Below are 20652 nucleotides of genomic sequence, written 5' to 3' on the forward strand. Positions count from 1 at the left end.
CCATGATTGTTGACCGCCCGGCGGTTCGATTCAAACCGTGTGACGAGCCCGCCATGCTGCGCATCGCAGCCGGCCTCGCGCAGCCCGTGCTGGCGGGCCATTTGCGCGTGCTGACCCTCTCGGGCGAGCTCGGCGCGGGCAAGACGAGTTTTGCCCGCGGCCTGCTGCAGGCCCTGGGCGTGACGGGCCGGATCAAGAGTCCGAGCTTTGCCGTGGCCGAACGCTACGACCTCGATGCACTGGTGATTCACCACATCGACCTCTATCGGCTCACCGACCCTCATGCCTGGCGCAGCGCCGGTCTGCGGGAAGCCTTCTCCGAGGGCCTCGCGGTGGTGGAGTGGCCCGAGCATGGGCACGACCTGCCCAGCCCCGACCTGGCCATGCGCATCGACTGGGCCGATCCCGACGCGCCCGAGGGCCCGCGACTGCTTACCGCCAAGACCGACCAGCCCGAGGTTCTGGCCTGCCTGGCGGCCCTGGCGAGCGAGGCCCAGTCGTGAAGCGCAGGCAGCTTTTGTTGGCCTCGGGTGCGACCCTGCTGCTGGGCTTGCGCACACCGGCCCAAGCCTTGGCCGTCGTGGCGGTGCGGGTCTGGCCTGCCCCCGACTACACCCGTGTGGCCATTGAGCACGACACCGCAGGCCTCTCATTCAAAACACACCTGCTCACGGCCCCCGATCGGCTGGTGGTCGACCTCGAAGGCCTCACGCTCAACCCCACCTTGAAGGACCTCGTCGCCCGCATTCAGGCCAACGACCCCTACATTGCCCAGGTGCGTGTGGGCCAGTTTCTGCCCACCACGGTTCGACTGGTCTTCGACCTCAAGCAGACCATCAAGCCTTCGGTCTTCACCCTGCCGCCCATTGCCCAGTACCAGCACCGGGTGGTGATCGACCTCTACCCCACCGAGGAGCGAGACCCGCTGTTGGCCTTTCTCAAAAGCTATGAGAACCAGGCCACAGAGGCCACACCATCGGCACCAACGACGGCACCCGCAGCACCCGCCCCCAGCGACCGGCTGGCTGCCAAGCCCCCGACCGAGGACCGACTGGTCACGGTGGCCCTGGACCCAGGCCATGGCGGGGAAGACCCCGGCGCCATTGGCAAGCGCGGGACGCGCGAGAAGGATGTGGTGCTTCGCATTGCCCGACGACTCAAGCGAGAGATCGACAAGGAGCCGGGCATGCGCGCCTTTCTCACCCGAGACGGCGATTACTTCGTGCCCCTGGGCCGTCGCGTGCAGAAGGCCCGACAGGTTCGGGCCGACCTGATGGTGTCCATTCATGCCGATGCCTGGGTGTCGCCGAATGCGCGTGGCTCCTCGGTCTATGCCTTGTCTCAGCGAGGAGCCACCAGTGCAGCCGCACGCTGGATGGCCCAGAAAGAGAATGCCGCCGATGGCATTGGTGGGGTTCGCCTCATGGGCCAAGACCAGCAGCTCGCCCAGACCCTGCTCGACATGTCCACCACCGCCCAGATCAAAGACTCTCTGAAGCTGGGCCAGGCAGTTCTGGGCCAGATGAAGCGGGTCAACAGCCTGCACAAGCAGCAGGTAGAGCAGGCAGGCTTTGCCGTGCTGAAGGCACCCGACATTCCATCCATCCTTGTCGAGACGGCCTTCATCAGCAACCCTGAGGAAGAAAAGCGCCTGCGGGATGAGAACTACCAGCAAGAGATGGCCCAGGCGCTGCTCAATGGAATCAAGGCCTACCTGGCCCAGAACCCGCCACTGGCCAAGTCTCGGCTGATGTAGCCCCGCGCATGGCCACGATCGCACTCCTTCCAGACCTGCTCATCAGCCAGATTGCAGCCGGCGAGGTCATCGAGCGGCCAGCATCGGTCGTCAAGGAATTGCTCGAGAACGCCGTGGACAGCGGGGCGCAGCGCATCAGCCTGGCCTTGGAAGACGGTGGCATTCGTCGCATTCGTGTGCAAGACGATGGCCATGGCATTGCGGCCGACGAGCTCGGCCTGGCCGTGACACGACACGCCACCAGCAAGATTCGCTCGATGGAGGATCTCCAGCGCATCGGCAGCCACGGCTTTCGTGGCGAGGCCCTGGCCGCCGTTGCATCGGTGGCGCAGCTCACGCTCACGAGCCGCACCGCACAGGCCGAGCATGCAAGCCAGATCAGCAATGGGAGTGGGACCTGGTCGGTGGCGCCGGCTGCGGGCGGCGTGGGCACCACGGTGGATGTTCAGGCGCTCTTTCATGCCGTGCCCGCGAGGCGTCGATTCCTCAAGACACCGGCCACCGAATGGGGCCATGCCCGCGAGGCCTTTGTTCGCCAGGCCCTCATCCAGCCCGCCATTGAATGGCAGCTCAGCCACCAAGACCGGGTCGTGATGCGGCTCGCCCCCAGTGAATCCAGCCGGCGGGTGGCGCAGGTCCTGGACCTCGAAGAGGCCAGCCTTCGACGGGTCGACGAACAACGCGGCCCACTGCGACTCGAGGCCTGGCTGCAGGTGCCCACGGCCGTGTCGGGCCGATCTGAACAGCAGTACTTTTTTGTCAATGGCCGGGCGGTGCGCGACCGACTGCTCATCCAGGCCTTGCGCATGGCCTATGCCGACGTGCTCCATGGGGACCGACAGCCCACGGCGGTCGTCTCCCTGACCCTCGACCCCGAGCTGGTGGATGTCAACGTGCACCCAGCCAAGGCCGAGGTGCGCTTCCGGGAAGGGCAGGCCGTGTTTCAGGCCGTGCTCTCGGCCTGCAAGGCCGCACTGGCCAGCAGCCAGGCGCTGGCCACGGGCCTTCCCACGTCGGCCATGGCGGGCCAGGCCCCCGAGGCCACGGCCAAGGTGGCGTCCTCCTGGGGCCATCTGCAGAGCAGCATGCCCCTCTACAACGCGCTGGGTGCACCGGCCAGCGGACCATTGCAGGGTGCCCCGGGCGATGTCCAGCATGCGTTTGCAGCCGCCCCCGCGGGGCTGAACGCCAATACGGCCTGGGTGGCCGAGCCGCCCGCGCCCACAGCCGAGCAGCCGCATCCCTTGGGCTATGCGCTGGCCCAGCTGCATGGCATTTACATCCTGGCCCAGAACGCCAACGGCCTCGTGCTCGTCGACATGCACGCAGCCCATGAGCGCGTGGTCTATGAGCGCCTGAAGCAGAGCACCCAGGCCAATGTGCAGACCCTGCTCGAGCCCCCGACCATGAGAGCCACGGCCGTCGAGGTTGAGCTGGCCCAGCGTGAATCAAGCACCCTGCTCGGCCTGGGCCTGCTCGTCACGCCCCTGGGTGCCGACATGCTCGCCATTCGAGGGGTGCCCAGCCTGCTCTCACAGGTGCCACTCGAACCCCTGGTGCGCGACACCCTGCGCGAACTCGGCGAGCAGGGGTCTGCCACGGGTCTTGCGGCCCAGCGCGATGCGCTCCTGGCCACCATGGCCTGCCACGCCGCCGTGCGGGCTCATCGAAGCCTGAGCCTGCCGGAGATGAATCAGTTGCTGCGCGACATGGAGCAGACGGCCCGCGCAGACCAGTGCAACCACGGTCGGCCCACCTGGCTGCAGTGGAGCCTTGGGGACATCGACCGCCTGTTCCTGCGCGGCCAGTGACACCGCTGTTGTGCATCCTGGGCCCCACGGCCAGCGGAAAATCCAGCCTGGCCATGGCGCTTGCCCGCTCGCGGTGGCTGGGCACCGTGGAGATCGTGAGCATCGACTCGGCCTTGGTCTACACAGGCATGGACATCGGCACGGCCAAGCCCTCGGCGCAGGAGCAGGCCGAGGTGCCACACCAACTCATCGACTGCTGCGCCCCAGAAGATGTCCACTCTGTGGCCGATCACCTCGAGGCAGCACGCCAGGCCGTGGCGGAGATTCTTCAGCGGGGGCACACCCCCGTGCTGGTGGGCGGCACCATGCTCTACTTCAAGGCCATGCGAGACGGCATCGACGCCCTGCCCCGCTGCAGCAGCGAGACACGCGAACGCATTGCCCAGGCCGCACGCCGGCAGGGCTGGCCCGCCCTGCATGCCCAGCTCGCCGAGCGCGACCCTGACACCGCCGCCCGGCTCTCGCCCCAGGACGCCCAGCGCATCGCACGGGCGCTCGAGGTGCTCGAGGAGACTGGCCAAAGCCTGAGTCAATGGATTGCCAAAAGCCAGGCCGAGGGCCAAGGGCTGCCACCCCTGGGGCCCTTGCAGACCCTGGCCCTCCTGCCCGAGGACCGCAGCTGGCTACACGCACGCATTGCTCAACGGCTGGAAGCCATGGTGGCCGACGGCTTTTTGGATGAGGTGCGCGGGCTCAGAGAGAGGCCCGGCCTCACAGCCCAGCATCCGAGCATGCGGGCCGTGGGCTACCGGCAGGCCTGGGCCCATCTGAGTCGAGATCGCGGCTTTGAGTCGGTGGAGGCCTTTGCGCAGAAGGCGGTGGAGGCCACCCGTCAACTGGCCAAACGACAACTTACCTGGCTTCGCAGTTTTGAGGATGTGACCCGGGTCGATCCGCAGACCCAGTCGATGGATCAGTTGATCACGGTCTGCGCCGAGTTGGCCGGCCGCGGGCCGACCTCGCCCACGCGATAAACCCGCTCGCCATGGGCGGTGAGCGTGGCCCCCACCGCCTCGGCTGCAGACGCGGGCACGACCACCACCATGCCAAGGCCGCAATTGAAGACGCGGTGCATCTCATCGGTGGCAATCTGCCCCTCGGCCTGCACAAAGGACATCAGGGCCGGCATGGGCCAGGCCGACGCATCGAGTGTGACCATGAGGTCGTCGGGCAGCACTCGAGGAATGTTGCCCACCAGGCCACCACCCGTGATGTGGGCCAGGGCGTGCACCGACTCGGGATGGGCGCGCAGGGCCGCCAAGACGGACTTCACATACAGGCGTGTGGGTGCCATGACCAGGTCATCGAGGCCCGCCATCTGGCCCGAGCCTGGCGCGGATTCCAGCTGCACCGTGGACAAGGCCGCGCGGGTGATGGACCCGAACCGTCGCTCGAGCACGGCCCGAACCAGGGAGTAACCGTTGCTGTGAAAACCGCTGGAGGCCAGGCCAAGCACCACATCGCCAGCCGCCACCTTGCGGCCATCGAGGATCTTGGCCCGCTCAACCACGCCCACGGCAAAGCCGGCCAGGTCGTATTCGCCGTCGGGGTACATGCCGGGCATCTCGGCTGTTTCACCACCAATCAGGGCGCAGCCCGAGGCCTCACAGCCCTTGGCAATGCCGCCCACCACGGCGGCGGCCGTGTCGAGCGCCAGTCGGCCACAGGCGAAATAATCCAGAAAGAAGAGTGGCTCCGCCCCCTGAACGAGAATGTCGTTCACACTCATGGCCACGAGGTCGATGCCCACGGTGTCGTGCCGGTCCAGGGTGAAGGCCAGCTTGAGCTTGGTGCCCACGCCATCGGTGCCGGACACCAGCACGGGCTCCACCAGCCCTTTGGGCAGGCCGCACAGGGCGCCGAAGCCACCAATGCCCGCGAGCACCTCTGGCCGCATGGTGCGCTTGGCCAGCGGCTTGATGCGGTCGACGAGGGCGTCGCCGGCATCGATGTCCACGCCAGCGTCGCGGTAGGTCAGGCTGGTTGATTTTGAATTCATGGCAGAGGCTCGGAAAATTGCATTTTATGGGACAACCACTCGACTCTCCCGCGCAGCAGTTGCCCCTGGGGCTCCGCGCCCTTCCCGCCCCCCGGCGGGCCGACGGCGTGGTGGGCCGCAATGGTGCCGTGCTCGCTGCACTCGATGCCGTCTTTGCACAACAGCCCGGCCCCTGCCTGTTTCTGTGGGGTGCGCCCGGCAGTGGCAAGACCTTCTGGCTCACGGCCTTCGCGGCAGAGGCCAAGGAGCGTGCCGCTGGTGCCGCCAGTGCCAAGCTGCTTGCCTGTGGGGACCCGCAGCACAGCCACTCACCGGCACAGGCCTTGGGGCCTGGGGACAGCCCCGGCGGTCAGGCCACTGCGCCCATGGTCTGGCTCATTGATGATGTGCACCTGGCCACGGCCGAGGAGCAGGCCGCCCTCTTCACGGCCTACAACCGAGCCATGCAGGACGGCGCCCGCATGGTCTTTGCAGCCGATCGCCCCCCCAGGGACATGCCCAGCCGTGAAGACCTGCGCACCCGGCTGGGCCAGTGCCTGGTCTATGAGTTGGCCGAACTCACCGAGGAAGAGATGCGCCATGCCCTGCGAGACCGTGCGCTCGCCCTGGGCTGGCTCTCGCATCCCACCCAAGACACCTACGACCACCTCTTTGATTACCTGCTCACGCGGCTGCCCCGAAACCTCTCGCTGCTCACCGAGCTGCTGCACATGGCCGACCGCCGGGCGCTGTCCCTGCAGCGGGCAATCTCGTTGCCATTGGTGCGCAGCCTGATCGACGAGGCCCTGGCCAAGTGGCCACAACCCCTTTCCACCGCCACGGGCCCCACATGACCCCAGCATCCCAAGGCCGACTGGCCCTCTTCGACCTCGACAACACCCTCATTCCCATTGACAGTGATGTGGCCTGGGCCCAGCACCTGGTGGACCTGGGCGTGGTCGAGCGCGACTGGTACAGCCACCGCAACGACTACTTCTATGAGCAGTACAAGGCTGGCACCCTGGACATCCACGAGTTCCTCGACTTCCAGCTGGCGCCCCTGGCGGCCCATCCGCCCGAACAGCTGAAGGCCTGGCGCGACGACTTCATGACCACACGCATTCGGCCGCACCTGACGAAGGCGGCCAGGGCCCTGGTCGACGAGCACTTGAACGCGGGCGACCTGGTGGCCATCGTCACAGCCACCAACACCTTCATCACCGCGCCCATTGCAGAGGCCTTTGGCATTGCCCACCTGATTGGCACCGACCTGGAGCAAACCCCGCAAGGCCACTTCACCGGCAAGCCACTTGGACTGCCCTGCTTCCAGGCGGGCAAGATCGTACGAGTGGCCCAGTGGCTCGCCACACTCGACACCGCGCTCGAGGAGTTCCAGACCTCCGTCTTCTACAGCGATTCACGCAACGACCTGCCCCTGCTTGGCCGGGTCACCCATCCCGTGGCCGTCAACCCAGACGCCACCTTGGAGGCCCATGCCAGGGCCGAGGGCTGGCCAGTGATCCTGTTACCCTCCGAACTGTGATCAAGAAACTCCTCCGCTCCTTGGCCCGGCTTGCGCCCGGTCACTCCAAGGGCCATGCACCGGCCAACCGACACGACCCCCGAATCTTCAAGGCCAGCAAGGTTGGCATCGACCGCAGGCTGGTCTCGCAGGCTGCACTGCGCACCGTCGATGGGCTGCAGAAGGCAGGCTGGAAGGCCTATGTGGTGGGCGGGGCCGTGCGCGACCTCATGCTCGGCATGCGGCCCAAAGACTTCGACGTGGCCACCAATGCCACGCCCGATGATGTTCAGCGCTTGTTTCGACGGGCCCGGATCATCGGCCGACGCTTTCAGATCGTGCACGTCATGTTTGGGCCAGAGACCATCGAGGTCTCCACCTTTCGGGCGCTCGCGCCCAAGCACCAAGAGACCGATGCCCACGGTCGCGTGCTTCGAGACAACACCTTTGGCGAACACCACGAAGACGCCGCCCGACGCGACTTCACCATCAATGCCCTCTACTACGACCCCCTGAGCGACACGGTGCTCGATTACCACGATGGCGTTCAAGACCTTCAACGAAAAGTGATCCGCATGATCGGCGACCCGGCCCAGCGCTACCGCGAAGACCCGGTGCGCATGCTCCGCGTGGTGCGATTTGAGGCCAAGCTTCGGTTCAAGGTCGACCCGCACACCTTGGCCCCCGTCAAGGAACTCGCCGAACTCATCGAGAATGTGCCCGAGGCCCGGCTCTTCGATGAGATGGTGAAGCTGCTGCAGTCGGGCCAGGCCCTGCGGGGACTGCAGGGCCTTCGGGAGCAAGGGCTGCACCATGGCTGCCTGCCACTAATCGACCTGGTGCTCTCGCCTGAGGGCAGCAAGGAGGAGCAGGCCCTCGCCCTGCGTTTTGTGGAGCAGGCCCTGGCGGCCACCGATGCCCGCGTGGCCGAGGGCAAACCCATTTCCATTGGATTCCTATTTGCATGCCTGCTCTGGAACCCCGTGTATCGGCGCTGGCAGGCCATTCAGGCGGGTGGCGAGCGCCCCATCCCGGCCTTGCATGCCGCCATTGACGACGTGATCGACCGTCAGCTCGATGACCTGGCCATTCCCCGGCGCTATGTCTCCGACCTGCGTGAGATCTGGCTCATGCAGCCCCGATTTGAGAAGCGCGGCGGCGGCGCTGCATTTCGCCTGTTCGAGCACATTCGCTTTCGCGCGGGCTTTGACTTCCTGCTGCTGCGGGCGGCCTGCGGCGAGCTCGAACCCGCCCTGGCCGACTGGTGGGAACACTTCGTGGCCTCGGATGCCGACGACCGGCTCACCCTGGTGCAGCAGCTCGGCCGGGCTGCGAGTGGGTCAACGGCACCCAAGCGTCGGCGGCGTCGGCGCGCGAGCAGTGACCGAGGGGACACGGCGCCCGCCGCAGACTCGACGCAGTGAGCCAGGCCCGCTCGACTGTCGTCAGGCGCGCCGTCGTGGCCTTTGGGGCCAACCTGCCATGGCGCGGTTCGCCGCCAGAGCAGACCATTCGCGAGGCCGCCCGCATGATGGCAGGCCGATCCGACATCACCGCCTTTGAGGCCTCTCGGCTCTGGCACTCAACCCCCGTGAACGCCGAAGGCCCGAACTTCATCAATGCGGTGGCCCAGTTCGACACCAGGCTCACCGCCCAGGACTTGCTCGACTGGCTCCTCTCAATCGAGCGGGCCCACGGTCGAGCGCGCACGCAGCCCCTCGCACCCGGCCCCTCGGCTGCTCGAACCCTCGACCTCGACCTGATCTGGATGGCGGGCATCCGGCTCCAGACGCGCGACCTGACACTGCCCCACCCCCGGGCCACCCAGCGCGGCTTCGTGCTGGGCCCGCTCATGGACATCGCCCCGGATCTCGAGTTGCCCGATGAAGAAGGTCGGCATCAGACGGTGGCCGACTGGTGGCGCCAGCTGCCCGTCGATGCGCTGCTCTCACCCCTTGAGCCAATGCGCTAGAGTGCGTCGATGTCGTCTGTCATGACCAATGCTGCGCCCACCCGCCCCGCCTGGACAGATCGTTTTCGATCGATCGTCTTTGAGGGGCCCATTGGTGTGGGCAAGAGCTCACTGGCCCGCAAGTTTTCTGAGCGCTTTGGCTATGAGCTGCTGTTGGAAGCCCCGGAGGACAACCCCTTTCTCGAGAACTTCTACCGAGACAGCGCGCGGTACGCCCTGCAGACCCAGCTCTTCTTCCTCTTCCAGCGCATCGACCAGCTGCGCACCCTGGCCCAGCGAGATTTCTTTTCGGAGCACCTGGCGAGCGACTTCATGCTCGCCAAGGACCCACTCTTTGCAAGGCTCACCCTCAGCGAGGATGAGCTCGCGCTGCATCAGAAGATTTACGACTCTCTGCGGCCGCAGGTGCCCGTGCCAGACCTGGTGATCCTGCTGCAGGCCCCGGCCCAGCAGCTCATCGACCGCATTGCTCAGCGTGGCATCCCGATGGAGCAGAACATGTCGGCCGACTACCTCATCGACCTCACCGATGCCTACACCCAGTTCTTCCATCATTACGATGAGAGCCCCCTGCTGGTGATCAACACCATGGCCTTGAACCCCATTGAGCGTGAGGAGGACTTCGAGACCCTGGTGTCTCAGATTGCCAACTTCCGCGGCCGCAGAGCCCACTTCAACGTTCAACCATGAAGATTGTTCACACCATTGCCGAGCTTCGGGCCCAGCTTCGTGGGCAGCTTCGCACCGCCTTCGTGCCCACCATGGGCAATCTGCACGAGGGACACCTCTCGCTCATGCGCCTGGCGGCCAAGCATGGCGACCCTGTCGTGGCCTCGATTTTTGTCAATCGCCTTCAGTTCACACCCAACGAAGACTTCGACCGCTACCCCCGCACGCTCGAGGCCGATGCCCAGAAGCTCGAGGCGGAGGGGGTTTATGTCTTGTTCGCGCCAGACGAACGAGAGATCTACCCCGTGCCACAGGAGTTTCGGATCAGCCCGCCACGCGACCTTGGTGACATTCTCGAGGGCGAGTTTCGGCCGGGCTTCTTCGTGGGCGTGACCACGGTGGTGATGAAGCTCTTTCAGTGTGTGGGTCCTCAGGTGGCCGTGTTCGGCAAGAAGGATTACCAGCAGCAGATGGTGATTCGCCAGATGTGTGAGCAGTTCTCGCTGCCCACCGAGATCATCTCGGCCGAGACCATTCGGGATGCCGATGGGCTGGCGCTGTCTTCACGAAATGGCTATTTGTCTGTCCAGGAGCGCGAGGAGGCGCCCGTGCTCTACCGAACCCTGCAGGACATGCGGGACGCCTTGGCAGGGCGCTCCGATGTGACGGTGGCCGACTGCCAATTCATGGAGACCCAGGCCATGGCAGCACTGCACCAGCGGGCCTGGCAGCCAGATTACTTGTCGATTCGGCTCCAGCGCAACCTGCGCCCGCCTTCACAGGCGGACCTGGACGCACAGGCGCCGCTGGTCATTCTGGCCGCGGCGCGCCTGGGCAGCACACGGCTGATCGACAACCTCGAGGTTTAGTCGGCCCGCAGGACCATGGCGACCACCAGGCTCGCCAGGAAGACCACGGACATCACCAGCAGGAGTGGCTTGCGGGGACGGCTGGGCTGGTCATCATGCATGGTGGGTATCCCGAATCACTTGAGGACCGTCTTGAGCAGCTTGCCCATTTCAGACGGGTTCTTGGTGGTGCGAATGCCACAGGCTTCCATGATCTCGAGCTTGGCCTGCGCGGTGTCGGCACCGCCTGAGATGAGTGCGCCGGCATGGCCCATGCGCTTGCCCGGAGGCGCGGTGACACCGGCAATGAAGCCCACGATGGGCTTCTTCATGTGATCTTTGGCCCACTGGGCCGCATTGACCTCATCGGGGCCACCGATCTCACCAATCATGATGACCGCATCGGTGTCGGGGTCGTCGTTGAACATCTGGAGGACATCGATGTGCTTGATGCCGTTGATCGGGTCTCCGCCAATGCCAACCGCGGTGGACTGGCCCAGGCCCATCTCGGTCACCTGACCAACGGCCTCATAGGTGAGCGTGCCCGACCGCGACACGATGCCGATCCGGCCCTTGCGGTGGATGTGGCCCGGCATGATGCCGATCTTGATTTCCTCTGGGGTGATGAGGCCCGGGCAGTTTGGCCCGAGCAGCAGGGTCTTGGCACCCGCGGCCTTCATCTTGTTGCGCACCACCATCATGTCCCGCACAGGGATGCCCTCCGTGATGCAGATGACCAGGTCGAGCTGGGCTTCCACAGCCTCCCAGATGGCATCGGCTGCACCTGCGGGGGGCACATAAATGACCGAGACGGTTGCGCCCGTGGCGGACTTTGCATCCTTGACGCTGGCGTAGATGGGAATGCCCTCGAAGTCTTCGCCGGCCTTCTTCGGGTTCACACCCGCCACAAAACAGTTCTGCCCATTGGCGTACTCGCGGCACATGCGGGTGTGGAACTGGCCCGTCTTGCCGGTGATGCCCTGGGTAATGACCTTGGTGTCTTTGTTGATCAGAATCGACATGTTCTTGCCCTCAAGCCTTCTTGGATGCAGCGGCCACGACGCGTTCAGCGGCCTGCGCCATGGTGTCTGCAGAGATGATCGGCAGACCCGACTCGGCCAGGATCTTCTTGCCCAGGTCTTCGTTGGTGCCCTTCATGCGGACCACCAATGGCACCTTGAGGCCCACCGCCTTGGAGGCCGAGACCACGCCCTCGGCGATCACATCACAGCGCATGATGCCGCCGAAGATGTTCACGAGAATGGCCTGCACCTTTGGGTTGGAGAGCATGATCTTGAAGGCCTCGGTGACCTTCTCGGTGGTGGCGCCGCCGCCGACATCGAGGAAGTTGGCGGGCTCGCCACCAAAGAGCTTGATGGTGTCCATGGTGGCCATGGCCAGGCCCGCGCCATTCACCAGACATCCAATGTTGCCGTCGAGCTGAATGTAGGCGAGGTCGAACTTCGAGGCCTCGATCTCGGCGGGATCCTCCTCGTCGAGGTCACGCATCTCGGTGAGCTCGGGATGCCGGTAGAGGGCGTTGGAGTCGAAGTTCCACTTGGCATCGAGGGCCACCACGCGGCCATCGCCAGTGATGATGAGCGGGTTGATTTCAGCCAGGGAGGCATCGGTCTCCCAGAAGGCCTGGTAGAGGCCTTTGAGCACTGCACGGGCCGCCGGAATGGAGGCGGCGGGCACACCAATCTTGGATGCCAGGGCATCGGCGTCGGCATCGAGCAGGCCAGTGGCCGGGTCGATGAAAATCTTGTGGATCTTCTCAGGATGGCTGTGGGCCACCTCTTCGATGTCCATGCCGCCCTCGGAGGAGCCCATGAGACAGACGCGCTGGCTGATGCGGTCGGTGACCGCAGCCACGTAGAGTTCCTTCTGAATGTCGGCGCCCTCTTCAATGAGCAGGCGACGAACCTTTTGACCACCGGGGCCCGTCTGGTGCGTGACCAGCTGCATGCCCATGATCGCCTCGGCGTAGGTTCGCACCTCATCGAGTGACTTGGCCACCTTCACGCCACCGCCCTTGCCTCGGCCGCCCGCATGAATCTGGGCCTTGACCACCCAGACCGGGCCGCCCAGTGTTTTTGCGGCGTCCAGCGCGGCGTTGGTGTCGAAGCAGGCGATGCCGCGGGGCACCGGAACACCATAGCGGCGCAATATCTCTTTGCCTTGATACTCGTGAATTTTCATCTCAGACGATCCCCCTGACGTACGTGGGGATGTTAGCACGCAGGTCTAACCGGAATGGGTGCGTGGATGGGTGCGCAGTACGGCCTCGAAGGGCGCAAAGCCATTGGCTTCGAGGCGTCGGAGGGTGTCGGGTGCAAAGCCCCGACTGATGAGAAAACGGGTTTGTTTGGCGCGAGCCTCGAGGCTGTCGGGGGGCAGGCCAAAGCGCCGAGCCCAGACCTGCTGCGCCCTTGCGAGCTCCGTGGACTTGGCGGACTCGAGGGCTTCATGAGAACGATCTTGCGGAACCCCATGCTCTCGCAACTCCAAAGCCAGGCGGGCTGCACCGTAACGCTCACCACGGACTCGAACGAGAGCCTCTGCGAAACGTGCATCGGACAGAAAGCCTTTTTCGACGAGCTCATCGAGCACGGCCTCGAGGGCCTCTTCGGATTCGGCATGCGGGGCGAGCTTGCGCGCCAGCTGCTGACGACTGTGTTCTCGTCGGGCCAGGGCCGCAATGGCCCTGGACTTGAGGCTGCGAACAGCCGCCACCTGAATCAACCGTACAAGAACGACTAGGAGGCCTCTTTAAGCTCGCGGGCGGCCTTCCCACGCGGCTCTTTGGATTCCTTCACGTCTTTGGCTTCTTTGTCGGAGGCCAGTTCGAGCTTGGGCGGTGACTCGACCCTGGGTGCCACGCCAAAGTGGGCGCGAACCTTGTTCTCGATTTCATGGGCCAGGTGCACGTTCTGCTTGAGGAACTCACGGGCGTTCTCCTTGCCCTGGCCGATTCGATCGCCGTTGTAGCTGTACCAGGCGCCCGACTTCTCGACAATGTTCAGTTCGGAACCAATGTCGATGATTTCGCCCTCGCGAGAGATGCCCTCACCGTAGAGGATGTCGAAGCCGGCCGCCTTGAAGGGCGGGGCCACCTTGTTCTTCACGACCTTGACCTTGGTCTCGGAGCCCACGACTTCATCGCCCTTCTTGAGCGAACCCACGCGACGGATGTCGAGCCGCACGGACGAATAAAACTTCAGGGCGTTGCCACCGGTGGTGGTTTCGGGACTGCCGAACATGACGCCGATCTTCATGCGGATCTGGTTGATGAAGATGACGAGGGTATTGGTGCGGCTGATCGTGCCGGTGAGCTTGCGCAGGGCCTGGGACATGAGGCGTGCCTGCAGGCCGGGGAGGGAATCGCCCATGTCGCCCTCGATCTCGGCCCGGGGCGTGAGCGCGGCCACCGAGTCGATGACGATGAGATCAACCGAGCCGGAGCGAACCAAGGCATCGACGATTTCGAGCGCCTGCTCGCCGGTGTCCGGCTGGGAGATGAGCAGTTCGGAGAGGCCCACGCCGAGCTTTTGCGCGTACTGGGTGTCGAGGGCGTGCTCGGCATCGACGAAGGCACAGACCCCACCGAGCTTTTGCATCTCGGCGATGACCTGCAGTGTGAGGGTGGTCTTGCCGGAGGACTCAGGGCCGTAGATTTCGACCACACGGCCACGCGGCAGGCCACCGACACCGAGGGCAATGTCGAGCCCGAGGGAGCCGGTGGACACGGTTTGAATGTCGGGCGCGACCTCGTTCTCGCCCATGCGCATGATCGAGCCCTTGCCGAATTGCTTTTCAATTTGGGCGATGGCGGCTGCGAGGGCCTTGGTTTTTTCGGCGCGGTTTTTGGTGACTTGGTCGTCCATGGCGGTGTCCTTTGCTGAAGGTGTTGAAAGAGTACTGTATAAAAAGACAGTATTCAAGTGGTCTTGCAGGCTAGGGCACCCGGGCCGGCTTGGCCATCAGCCAACTGGTCAGCCCAGCCAGGGCCCACCAGGCCGATTGTCGTTGCACACGGATGCGCTCGCCCGCAAATTGCACGCGCTGGGCCCTGACCCCGGCCAGGGCCTGCCCCTGGCCAGCCCAGCCAAACCAAACGGTTCCCACAGGCTTGGCCGCGGAGCCACCGGTCGGGCCAGCCACGCCGGTGATGGCCGCCACACAAACCTGTGGCCTTGCCGGCTGCAACACCGCCACCAGCCCACTGGCCATGGCCCGCGCCACCACCTCACTGACCGCACCCTGTTGCGCGATCGCCTCAGTGGGCACACCCACCAGGCGCGTTTTCATGGCGTTGGAATAGGTCACGAGGCCGGCCTCGAACCAGGCGCTCGACCCCGCCAGCCGGGTCACCCAGCTCGCCGCCAGGCCGCCAGTGCACGACTCTACAAGGCCAATCGACGCCCCTTGGCGCTGGGCTGCCCAGCCCAGGGCCAGGCCCAGAAGCAAGGCCTCACGGGGTGAAACATCAAAGTCCGCGTGAAGCGGCCGCTCGGTCGTGGTCATGCCAGCCACCACCAGATGCGAAGCAGCACCGCCACCGCCATGAGCGTGAACGCGGCGGCCACCAGGTCGTCGGCCATCACGCCCCAACCGCCCTTCCATCGTCGGTCCACCCACCGGATGGGCGGCGGCTTGAGGATGTCGAAGCCGCGAAACAGCCCAAAGGCCAAGAGCTGCAGCACGCCAATGGGCATGCCTTGGGTGGCCCAGGCCACCTCTGGATCCTCCGGATGCGGCAGACAGGCCAGCACCAGCCAGAAGGCCAGGATCTCATCCCAGACCATGGCACCGTGGTCGGGCTGGCGCAAGGCTCGGCCCGTTTTCTCGCAGGCCCAGATGCCCACGACCAGGCCCACCATGAGCAGCCAGGGCCAAAACCCCCGCGGGACAAAGGCATCGATGACCACAAAGCTGGCCCAGGCCCAGAGGGTGCCAGCCGTGCCCGGGGCCATGGGCGAGAGGCCCGACCCAAATCCAAAGGCCAGCACGTGCGCGGGGTGGCGCAGGAACACCTCCCCGGGGGCAATCGGGCCGGCCACCGGCTCGGGCGCCGCCTGGGCCTTCTCATCGGCCATGGCCACCCCGTTGCTGCGACGCCTCGTCGGGCTGCGAAAAATGGGCAAAGCCCTGGGTCGGACTGGCTTCCGGCCCCAGGGGATGGCCATCTGCATCCAGCCAAGCCACCGGCGGACCGCCGTCGCCTCGGGTCAGCACCTCGCCAATGCAGTGCAGGGGCAGTGCCAGTTCCACCGACAGGGCTGCAAGGGCTGCATCTGCGCTGGGCGGGGCAGCAAAGAGAAGTTCATAGGCATCGCCACTGGCGGCGGCCCAACGTGCTTTGTCGAGGGGCGCCTGAAATTGCGAGGCCCGCGAGGCCTGCAGCTGAGGGCCCAGGCAGTGGCTCAAGGCGGTGAGGTCGACCGCGGCCTGAAGGGCATCACCACGGCGGGCAGACGAAGCGGCCACCACATGCCCCAGTTCAGAGGCCAAGCCATCGGAGAGGTCGATCGCGGCATGGGCGAGGCCACGCAGGGCCGCCCCCAGCGCGAGCCTCGGGCAGGGCCAGTCCAGTGCCGGGTCCGATCGGCCCTCGGCCACGGCCAGGCTCGCATCGCCCAGGCTGCCCGACACCCAGAGCCGATCGCCAGGCACCAGTCCATCTCGCCGCAGGGCAGTGCCCAAGGGAACCGTGCCGTAGATGGACACGGTGTAGACCTCGGGTGCGTCGGCCGGTAAGGAGACCGTGTCGCCACCCACCAGACTGCAGCCCGTCTGGCGCGCAAGGCCAAAGAGGCCCTCGGCAAAGGCCTCGAGCCAATCGTGTCGGCGGGCCCGAAGGGCCAACGAGAGGGTAAAGCCCAAGGGGGTCGCCCCCATGGCCGCAAGGTCTGAGAGATTCACAGCCAACAGCTTGTGGCCCAAGGCGGCGGGATCGACATCGGCGCGGTGATGGCGCCCCTCGACCATGGTGTCGACCGCCACCACGAGCTGCTCCCCGGGGGCCAATGGCCGGATTAAGGCTGCATCGTCTCCGATGCCCAGGGCCTGTGGATGGTCTAAGGCCGGGCCAGGCCAGGCGGCCGCGCGTCGGCCAAAGTGATCTCGAATGAGGCCGAATTCAACGGCCACGGTCAGCCGGCCGCATCTCGCGACTCATGCGGGCGAAGGCTCGGAAGCAGACGATCGAGCACGCCGTTGACATACCGGTGGCCCTCATTGCCCCCCAATGATTTGCTCAGTTCCACGGCCTCGTTGATGACCACCCGATAGGGCACCTCGGGATGCTGCTGCAGCTCGTGGCATCCCAACAGCAGAATGGCCTGCTCCACCGGAGAGACCTGCACCAGGGGCCGATCCAACGCAGGCAGCAGCGCAGCCGTGAGGGCATCACGGGCAGACAACACGCCATGCAGGCAGTCTTGAAAGTAGGCGGCATCGCAACTCGCATGCTCCTCCGACTCTTCCAGATACGTCTGAATGACCGCGGCCTGCTCGCCCGCCAACAGGTGCTGGTAAATGCCCTGCACCGCCAAGAGTCGCGAGAGCCGGCGCGTGCCGCGGCCGCTGCCGCGCGCGCCAGCCGGTGGGCGGCCAGTGGCCTGACTACTGGTCATCGTCCGAACCGAACTGCTCGTCAATGGCGAGCATGAGATTGGCCATCTCGATGGCCGCCAGGGCACAGTCGCGGCCCTTCTCATCGGCCCGCGCCAAGGCCTGTGCGTCGGTGTCAGTCGTGAGCACGCCATTGGCGATCGGCACCTGCAGGTCGTGCGACACCCGGGCAATGCCCGCCGCAGATTCATTGGAGACCACCTCGAAGTGATAGGTCTCGCCGCGCACCACGGCACCCAAGGCGATCAGGCCATCGAACTGGCCTGTCTCGGCGAGCTGCGCCAGCACGAGCGGAATCTCCAGTGCGCCCGGCACCGAGAAGACGACGATGTCGTCCTCGGCCACCCCAGCCTGCTGCAGGGCCGCCAGACAAGCGGCCTCCAGACGACGCGTGATGTCCTGGTTGAAGCGAGAGACGACCACGGCCATCCGAAGACCCTCGGCCTCCAGGCTCGGTGCGACACGTTGAACACTGCTCATGGGGAGTCCTCTCTTGGTTTCAATCGGGTTGGCGATAGCCCAGCACTTCCAGGCCGAAGCCCGCCATGCTGGGCATCTTCCTGGGCTGGGCCAGCAGAATCATTTTGCGAACTTCCAGGTCACGAAGAATGGAGGCCCCAAGCCCATAGTTGCGAAGGGCCGAACTCGCACCGGCCTTGGGCTGGCGGTGCTGCAGTTGTTCAAAGAGCCGGTCGGCCCCGGCCGCACAGTTGAGCAGCACCAGCACGCCGGGCTCGGGCTGCGCCGCCAGGTGCGAGATCGCCTGCTGCAGTGGCCAGCTGTGACGGCCCGCCTCCTCGAAGAAGTCGAGCACGGTGAAGGGTTCATGCACGCGGGCCAAACAAATGCTCGTGGGGTCGGGCACACCCTTGACCAAGGCCAGGTGGGGCTGGCCCATGGCACGGTCCTTAAAGGCCACCAGTCGCCAGTCTGCGCCCATGATGCGGACAGGCTCCTCCGACACCCGCTCCACAAGGCTCTCATGGGCGGTGCGGTGGTGGATGAGGTCTGCGATGCTGCCCAGTGGCAGGCCGTGGGCCTTGGCAAAGGCGCGCAGGTCTGGAAGGCGGGCCATGCTGCCGTCGTCGTTCAGGATCTCGCAGATCACGCCCGCCGGGGAATGGCCCGCCAACTGGGCGAGGTCGCAGCCGGCCTCGGTGTGGCCGGCGCGGGCCAGCACGCCACCGGGCTGGGCCATCAGGGGAAAGATGTGACCCGGCTGAACGAGGTCCTCGGGCTTGGCTGCAGGCGCCACGGCAGCAAGAATGGTGGCTGCACGGTCTGCCGCACTGATGCCGGTGGTCACCCCCCGGGCGGCTTCAATGGACACCGTAAATGCGGTGGCATGGGCCGAGCGGTTCTCGTGAACCATCATGGGCAGTTGAAGCTGACGGCAGCGGGCTTCCGTGAGGGTGAGGCAGATCAGGCCACGTCCAAACCGGGCCATGAAATTGATGGCCTCGGGCGTAACAGCGTCGGCCGCCATGACCAGGTCGCCCTCATTCTCGCGGTCTTCGTCGTCCACCAAGACCACCATGCCACCCGCCCGAATGGCCGCGATGAGATCGGAAATGGGCTGCAGTGGCTCAGACACGCTGCCCGCCCGATTGTCGAACCTGGAGCCGCTCCAGCAGACGAGCCATCTGGCGGGCCATGGGATCGACCTCGACATTGAGGCCGTCGCCCGGCTGACAGCCGCACAGCGTGGTGTGATTCCATGTGTGCGGAATGAGGTTGATGTCGATGTCGGTGCCCGCATCGTGGTCACGCAACTGATTGACGGTGAGGCTCACCCCATGCAGGGCCACCGAGCCCTTCTCGGTCAGGAAGGCACTGAGTTCAGCAGGCACGCGAACGGTGAGGCCCACCGACTCATCTCGGGGCGTCACGGCCACCACCGTGGCCACGGCGTCCACATGGCCAGAGACCAGATGGCCACCGAGCCGGTCCGACCAGCGCAAGGCTTTTTCGAGGTTCACCGGGCCTGGAGCGTCTAGGCCCACGGTTCGGTTGAGGCTCTCTCGAGAGATGTCCACCGCAAAGCCATGTTCATCGGGCCGAATCACCGTCATGCAGGCCCCATTGATGGCCACCGAATCACCCTCGTTCACGTCGGAGGCATCCAGGCCGCCCCAGTTCACCAGGAGCCGCAGGCCTTGGGCATCCGACCAAGCCTGCTGTGCAGCACCTGGCTGAGCCAACGACTGCGGCACCACCTCTTCAATGCGACCAATGGCCTGAACGATTCCCGTGAACATGGCGCCAGTGTATCGACTGCGTGCGTCGGGGCGCGATTAGGGCGATGTCGGGGCGACATCGAGCGTGCGTGGCGCACGCATGACCAGTCGAATCCCGTCGCCAAGACGCGCGAGATCGTGCACCCGCCAGCGCGGCGCGTCACTCGGCTGGGCGAGCGCCGCCATCGGCTCGGCCAGTCCACGCCCCTCCCCCAGCACCACCGGGGCCTGGTAGAGGAGCCACTCGTCCACCAGACCATGGGCCAGAAAGGCGCCGGTCAGCCGGGCTCCGGCCTCCACCTGCACTTCATTGCAGCCCTGCTCGGCAAGCCATTCGCAGACCACTCGAAGGTTCAGGCGACGACCATTGGCGCCGTCGTCATCAGCAGGCAGCTGCACCACCTTGCAGCCGCGGGCCTGGAGCCGGGCGAGCCGATCGGCTGCGGCCGGCGCATCCAGGGCTGCGCCCGTGAGCAGCACGGCGCCTGGCAGTCGAAAGAAGGGGGCGTCTGGGTCGGCCACAAGGCGGCCGTCGAGCAACACCCGCATGGGCTGCCGGTCGGTGGGCACCTCTCGCACATTGAGCAGGGGCTGGTCTTGTGCAAAGGTGCCCGCACCGGTGAGCACTGCACACGACCGCGCACGCCACGCATGGCCATCGGCCCGACAGGCGGCATCGGTGATCCATTTGCTCTGGCCGTTCACAAGGGCTGTTCGGCCATCGAGTGATGCCGCCGACTTGATTCGAATCCAGGGCAGGCCAGTGCGCATGCGCTTGAAAAAGCCAACATTGAGGGCCTGTGCCTGCTCCGACAAGAGGCCCACACGCACCCCGAGGCCTGCCTCTCGCAGGCGTGCGAGGCCGCGCCCCGACACGCGTGGGTTGGGATCTTCCGTGGCCACGACCACCATCGCAACCCCCGCACGAATCAGGGCTTCTGTGCACGGGCCGGTGCGGCCGATGTGGGCGCAGGGCTCCAGGGTGATGAAGGCCGTGGCGCCGCGGGCCCGCTCAGCCGCCTGCTGCAGGGCCACCACCTCCGCGTGGGGGCCGCCTGCCTTGGCATGCCATCCCTCGCCCACCACCTGACCCTCACGCACGAGCACACAGCCCACCCGCGGATTCGGCGTGGTCGTCCACAGGCCTTTTTCGGCCAGGGCCAGGGCCTGCTGCATGTGGCCCATGTCGGCGGCATCAAACATGTGATGAGCAGCCTGCGAAC

Annotated in this window: 23 protein-coding genes; 10 read left to right on the forward strand and 13 right to left on the reverse strand. The window is 65.7% G+C overall.

Annotated elements, in window-relative coordinates; translation table 11 throughout:
• The first annotated feature begins 2 nt into the window (after nt 1–2).
• Genes tsaE through miaA form a run of 4 tightly spaced genes read left to right on the forward strand, consistent with a single transcriptional unit; the run spans nt 3 to nt 4541 of the window.
• Nucleotides 3–503 (forward strand): tRNA (adenosine(37)-N6)-threonylcarbamoyltransferase complex ATPase subunit type 1 TsaE, encoded by a 501-nt coding sequence (gene tsaE / locus AC8GDA_RS08320; RefSeq protein ID WP_506556065.1) that lies wholly within the window; start codon nt 3–5, stop codon nt 501–503.
• Nucleotides 500–1756 carry an N-acetylmuramoyl-L-alanine amidase gene (locus AC8GDA_RS08325; RefSeq protein ID WP_506556066.1) on the forward strand — a complete coding sequence of 419 codons (1257 nt, stop codon included), beginning with the start codon at nt 500–502 and terminating at the stop codon, nt 1754–1756. The genes tsaE and AC8GDA_RS08325 overlap by 4 nt, the downstream gene beginning before the upstream one ends.
• 8 nt (nt 1757–1764) lie before the next feature.
• Nucleotides 1765–3567, forward strand: a complete 1803-nt coding sequence (gene mutL, locus AC8GDA_RS08330; protein WP_506556067.1) for a DNA mismatch repair endonuclease MutL — start codon at nt 1765–1767, stop codon at nt 3565–3567.
• Nucleotides 3564–4541, forward strand: coding sequence for a tRNA (adenosine(37)-N6)-dimethylallyltransferase MiaA (gene miaA, locus AC8GDA_RS08335; protein ID WP_506556068.1), 978 nt, complete (start codon nt 3564–3566; stop codon nt 4539–4541). Before mutL ends, miaA begins: the two co-directional genes overlap by 4 nt.
• On the opposite strand, the gene purM is transcribed toward miaA, so the two are convergent.
• Nucleotides 4481–5566, reverse strand: coding sequence for a phosphoribosylformylglycinamidine cyclo-ligase (gene purM, locus AC8GDA_RS08340; RefSeq protein ID WP_506556069.1), 1086 nt, complete (start codon nt 5564–5566; stop codon nt 4481–4483). The genes miaA and purM overlap by 61 nt on opposite strands.
• A 26-nt stretch (nt 5567–5592) precedes the next feature.
• Between purM and AC8GDA_RS08345 the strand changes: the two genes are divergently transcribed.
• The 6 genes from AC8GDA_RS08345 to panC are packed head-to-tail and all read left to right on the forward strand — an operon-like array spanning nt 5593 to nt 10577.
• The gene (locus AC8GDA_RS08345; protein WP_506556070.1) at nt 5593–6399 is read left to right on the forward strand and encodes a DnaA ATPase domain-containing protein; all 807 of its coding nucleotides are present in this window, start codon (nt 5593–5595) and stop codon (nt 6397–6399) included.
• A complete protein-coding gene (locus AC8GDA_RS08350) occupies nt 6396–7088 on the forward strand; it encodes a histidinol-phosphatase (RefSeq protein WP_506556071.1) in 693 nt (230 codons plus the stop codon). The genes AC8GDA_RS08345 and AC8GDA_RS08350 overlap by 4 nt, the downstream gene beginning before the upstream one ends.
• Nucleotides 7085–8491, forward strand: coding sequence for a polynucleotide adenylyltransferase PcnB (gene pcnB, locus AC8GDA_RS08355; protein ID WP_506556072.1), 1407 nt, complete (start codon nt 7085–7087; stop codon nt 8489–8491). The genes AC8GDA_RS08350 and pcnB overlap by 4 nt, the downstream gene beginning before the upstream one ends.
• Nucleotides 8488–9039 (forward strand): 2-amino-4-hydroxy-6-hydroxymethyldihydropteridine diphosphokinase, encoded by a 552-nt coding sequence (gene folK, locus AC8GDA_RS08360; protein ID WP_506556073.1) that lies wholly within the window; start codon nt 8488–8490, stop codon nt 9037–9039. Before pcnB ends, folK begins: the two co-directional genes overlap by 4 nt.
• 9 nt (nt 9040–9048) lie before the next feature.
• Nucleotides 9049–9729, forward strand: coding sequence for a deoxynucleoside kinase (locus tag AC8GDA_RS08365; protein WP_506556074.1), 681 nt, complete (start codon nt 9049–9051; stop codon nt 9727–9729).
• A complete protein-coding gene (gene panC / locus AC8GDA_RS08370) occupies nt 9726–10577 on the forward strand; it encodes a pantoate--beta-alanine ligase (RefSeq protein ID WP_506556075.1) in 852 nt (283 codons plus the stop codon). The genes AC8GDA_RS08365 and panC overlap by 4 nt, the downstream gene beginning before the upstream one ends.
• 116 nt (nt 10578–10693) lie before the next feature.
• Here the strand turns inward: panC and sucD are convergent, their stop codons facing one another.
• From sucD to ribD, 12 genes are all read right to left on the reverse strand, one after another.
• A complete protein-coding gene (gene sucD, locus AC8GDA_RS08375) occupies nt 10694–11578 on the reverse strand; it encodes a succinate--CoA ligase subunit alpha (RefSeq protein ID WP_506556076.1) in 885 nt (294 codons plus the stop codon).
• Nucleotides 11579–11588: 10 nt separating this feature from the next.
• Nucleotides 11589–12758: an ADP-forming succinate--CoA ligase subunit beta gene (gene sucC / locus AC8GDA_RS08380; protein ID WP_506556077.1), complete on the reverse strand. Its 1170-nt coding sequence runs from the start codon at nt 12756–12758 to the stop codon at nt 11589–11591.
• Nucleotides 12759–12803: 45 nt separating this feature from the next.
• Nucleotides 12804–13292 carry a recombination regulator RecX gene (gene recX, locus AC8GDA_RS08385; RefSeq protein ID WP_506556078.1) on the reverse strand — a complete coding sequence of 163 codons (489 nt, stop codon included), beginning with the start codon at nt 13290–13292 and terminating at the stop codon, nt 12804–12806.
• 23 nt (nt 13293–13315) lie between these two features.
• Nucleotides 13316–14443 carry a recombinase RecA gene (gene recA / locus AC8GDA_RS08390; protein ID WP_506556079.1) on the reverse strand — a complete coding sequence of 376 codons (1128 nt, stop codon included), beginning with the start codon at nt 14441–14443 and terminating at the stop codon, nt 13316–13318.
• 70 nt (nt 14444–14513) lie between these two features.
• Nucleotides 14514–15083: a CinA family protein gene (locus AC8GDA_RS08395; protein ID WP_506556080.1), complete on the reverse strand. Its 570-nt coding sequence runs from the start codon at nt 15081–15083 to the stop codon at nt 14514–14516.
• Complete coding sequence (locus AC8GDA_RS08400) at nt 15080–15655, reverse strand: phosphatidylglycerophosphatase A family protein (RefSeq protein ID WP_506556081.1); 576 nt, start codon at nt 15653–15655, stop codon at nt 15080–15082. The genes AC8GDA_RS08395 and AC8GDA_RS08400 overlap by 4 nt, the downstream gene beginning before the upstream one ends.
• On the reverse strand, nt 15645–16709 hold the full coding sequence (gene thiL, locus AC8GDA_RS08405; RefSeq protein WP_506556082.1) for a thiamine-phosphate kinase: 1065 nt from the start codon (nt 16707–16709) through the stop codon (nt 15645–15647). Before thiL ends, AC8GDA_RS08400 begins: the two co-directional genes overlap by 11 nt.
• A gap of 2 nt (nt 16710–16711) precedes the next feature.
• Nucleotides 16712–17194 carry a transcription antitermination factor NusB gene (nusB, locus tag AC8GDA_RS08410; protein ID WP_506556083.1) on the reverse strand — a complete coding sequence of 161 codons (483 nt, stop codon included), beginning with the start codon at nt 17192–17194 and terminating at the stop codon, nt 16712–16714.
• A complete protein-coding gene (ribH, locus tag AC8GDA_RS08415; RefSeq protein WP_506556084.1) occupies nt 17184–17672 on the reverse strand; it encodes a 6,7-dimethyl-8-ribityllumazine synthase in 489 nt (162 codons plus the stop codon). The genes nusB and ribH overlap by 11 nt, the downstream gene beginning before the upstream one ends.
• A gap of 19 nt (nt 17673–17691) precedes the next feature.
• Entirely contained in the window at nt 17692–18729 is a 1038-nt protein-coding gene (gene ribBA / locus AC8GDA_RS08420) for a bifunctional 3,4-dihydroxy-2-butanone-4-phosphate synthase/GTP cyclohydrolase II (RefSeq protein WP_506557228.1), read from the reverse strand.
• Between the two features lie 49 nt (nt 18730–18778).
• Nucleotides 18779–19450, reverse strand: a complete 672-nt coding sequence (locus AC8GDA_RS08425) for a riboflavin synthase (RefSeq protein WP_506556085.1) — start codon at nt 19448–19450, stop codon at nt 18779–18781.
• 36 nt (nt 19451–19486) lie between these two features.
• Nucleotides 19487–20632, reverse strand: coding sequence for a bifunctional diaminohydroxyphosphoribosylaminopyrimidine deaminase/5-amino-6-(5-phosphoribosylamino)uracil reductase RibD (gene ribD / locus AC8GDA_RS08430; protein WP_506556086.1), 1146 nt, complete (start codon nt 20630–20632; stop codon nt 19487–19489).
• Nucleotides 20633–20652: the final 20 nt, after the last annotated feature.

The sequence above is a fragment of the Hahnella aquatica (SeqCode) genome, assembly GCF_965194505.1.
GTDB classification, from domain to species: Bacteria; Pseudomonadota; Gammaproteobacteria; order Burkholderiales; family Burkholderiaceae_A; genus Hahnella; species Hahnella aquatica.

Coding starts and splice junctions, on each gene's coding strand:
- tsaE (WP_506556065.1), top strand. CDS start 3: ATGATTGTTGACCGCCCGGCGGTTCGATTCAAACCGTGTGACGAGCCC.
- mutL (WP_506556067.1), top strand. CDS start 1,765: ATGGCCACGATCGCACTCCTTCCAGACCTGCTCATCAGCCAGATTGCA.
- purM (WP_506556069.1), bottom strand. CDS start 5,566: ATGAATTCAAAATCAACCAGCCTGACCTACCGCGACGCTGGCGTGGAC.
- AC8GDA_RS08345 (WP_506556070.1), top strand. CDS start 5,593: ATGGGACAACCACTCGACTCTCCCGCGCAGCAGTTGCCCCTGGGGCTC.
- AC8GDA_RS08350 (WP_506556071.1), top strand. CDS start 6,396: ATGACCCCAGCATCCCAAGGCCGACTGGCCCTCTTCGACCTCGACAAC.
- AC8GDA_RS08365 (WP_506556074.1), top strand. CDS start 9,049: ATGTCGTCTGTCATGACCAATGCTGCGCCCACCCGCCCCGCCTGGACA.
- panC (WP_506556075.1), top strand. CDS start 9,726: ATGAAGATTGTTCACACCATTGCCGAGCTTCGGGCCCAGCTTCGTGGG.
- sucD (WP_506556076.1), bottom strand. CDS start 11,578: ATGTCGATTCTGATCAACAAAGACACCAAGGTCATTACCCAGGGCATC.
- sucC (WP_506556077.1), bottom strand. CDS start 12,758: ATGAAAATTCACGAGTATCAAGGCAAAGAGATATTGCGCCGCTATGGT.
- recA (WP_506556079.1), bottom strand. CDS start 14,443: ATGGACGACCAAGTCACCAAAAACCGCGCCGAAAAAACCAAGGCCCTC.
- AC8GDA_RS08395 (WP_506556080.1), bottom strand. CDS start 15,083: ATGACCACGACCGAGCGGCCGCTTCACGCGGACTTTGATGTTTCACCC.
- AC8GDA_RS08400 (WP_506556081.1), bottom strand. CDS start 15,655: ATGGCCGATGAGAAGGCCCAGGCGGCGCCCGAGCCGGTGGCCGGCCCG.
- nusB (WP_506556083.1), bottom strand. CDS start 17,194: ATGACCAGTAGTCAGGCCACTGGCCGCCCACCGGCTGGCGCGCGCGGC.
- ribH (WP_506556084.1), bottom strand. CDS start 17,672: ATGAGCAGTGTTCAACGTGTCGCACCGAGCCTGGAGGCCGAGGGTCTT.
- ribBA (WP_506557228.1), bottom strand. CDS start 18,729: ATGGTGGTCTTGGTGGACGACGAAGACCGCGAGAATGAGGGCGACCTG.
- AC8GDA_RS08425 (WP_506556085.1), bottom strand. CDS start 19,450: ATGTTCACGGGAATCGTTCAGGCCATTGGTCGCATTGAAGAGGTGGTG.
- ribD (WP_506556086.1), bottom strand. CDS start 20,632: ATGTTTGATGCCGCCGACATGGGCCACATGCAGCAGGCCCTGGCCCTG.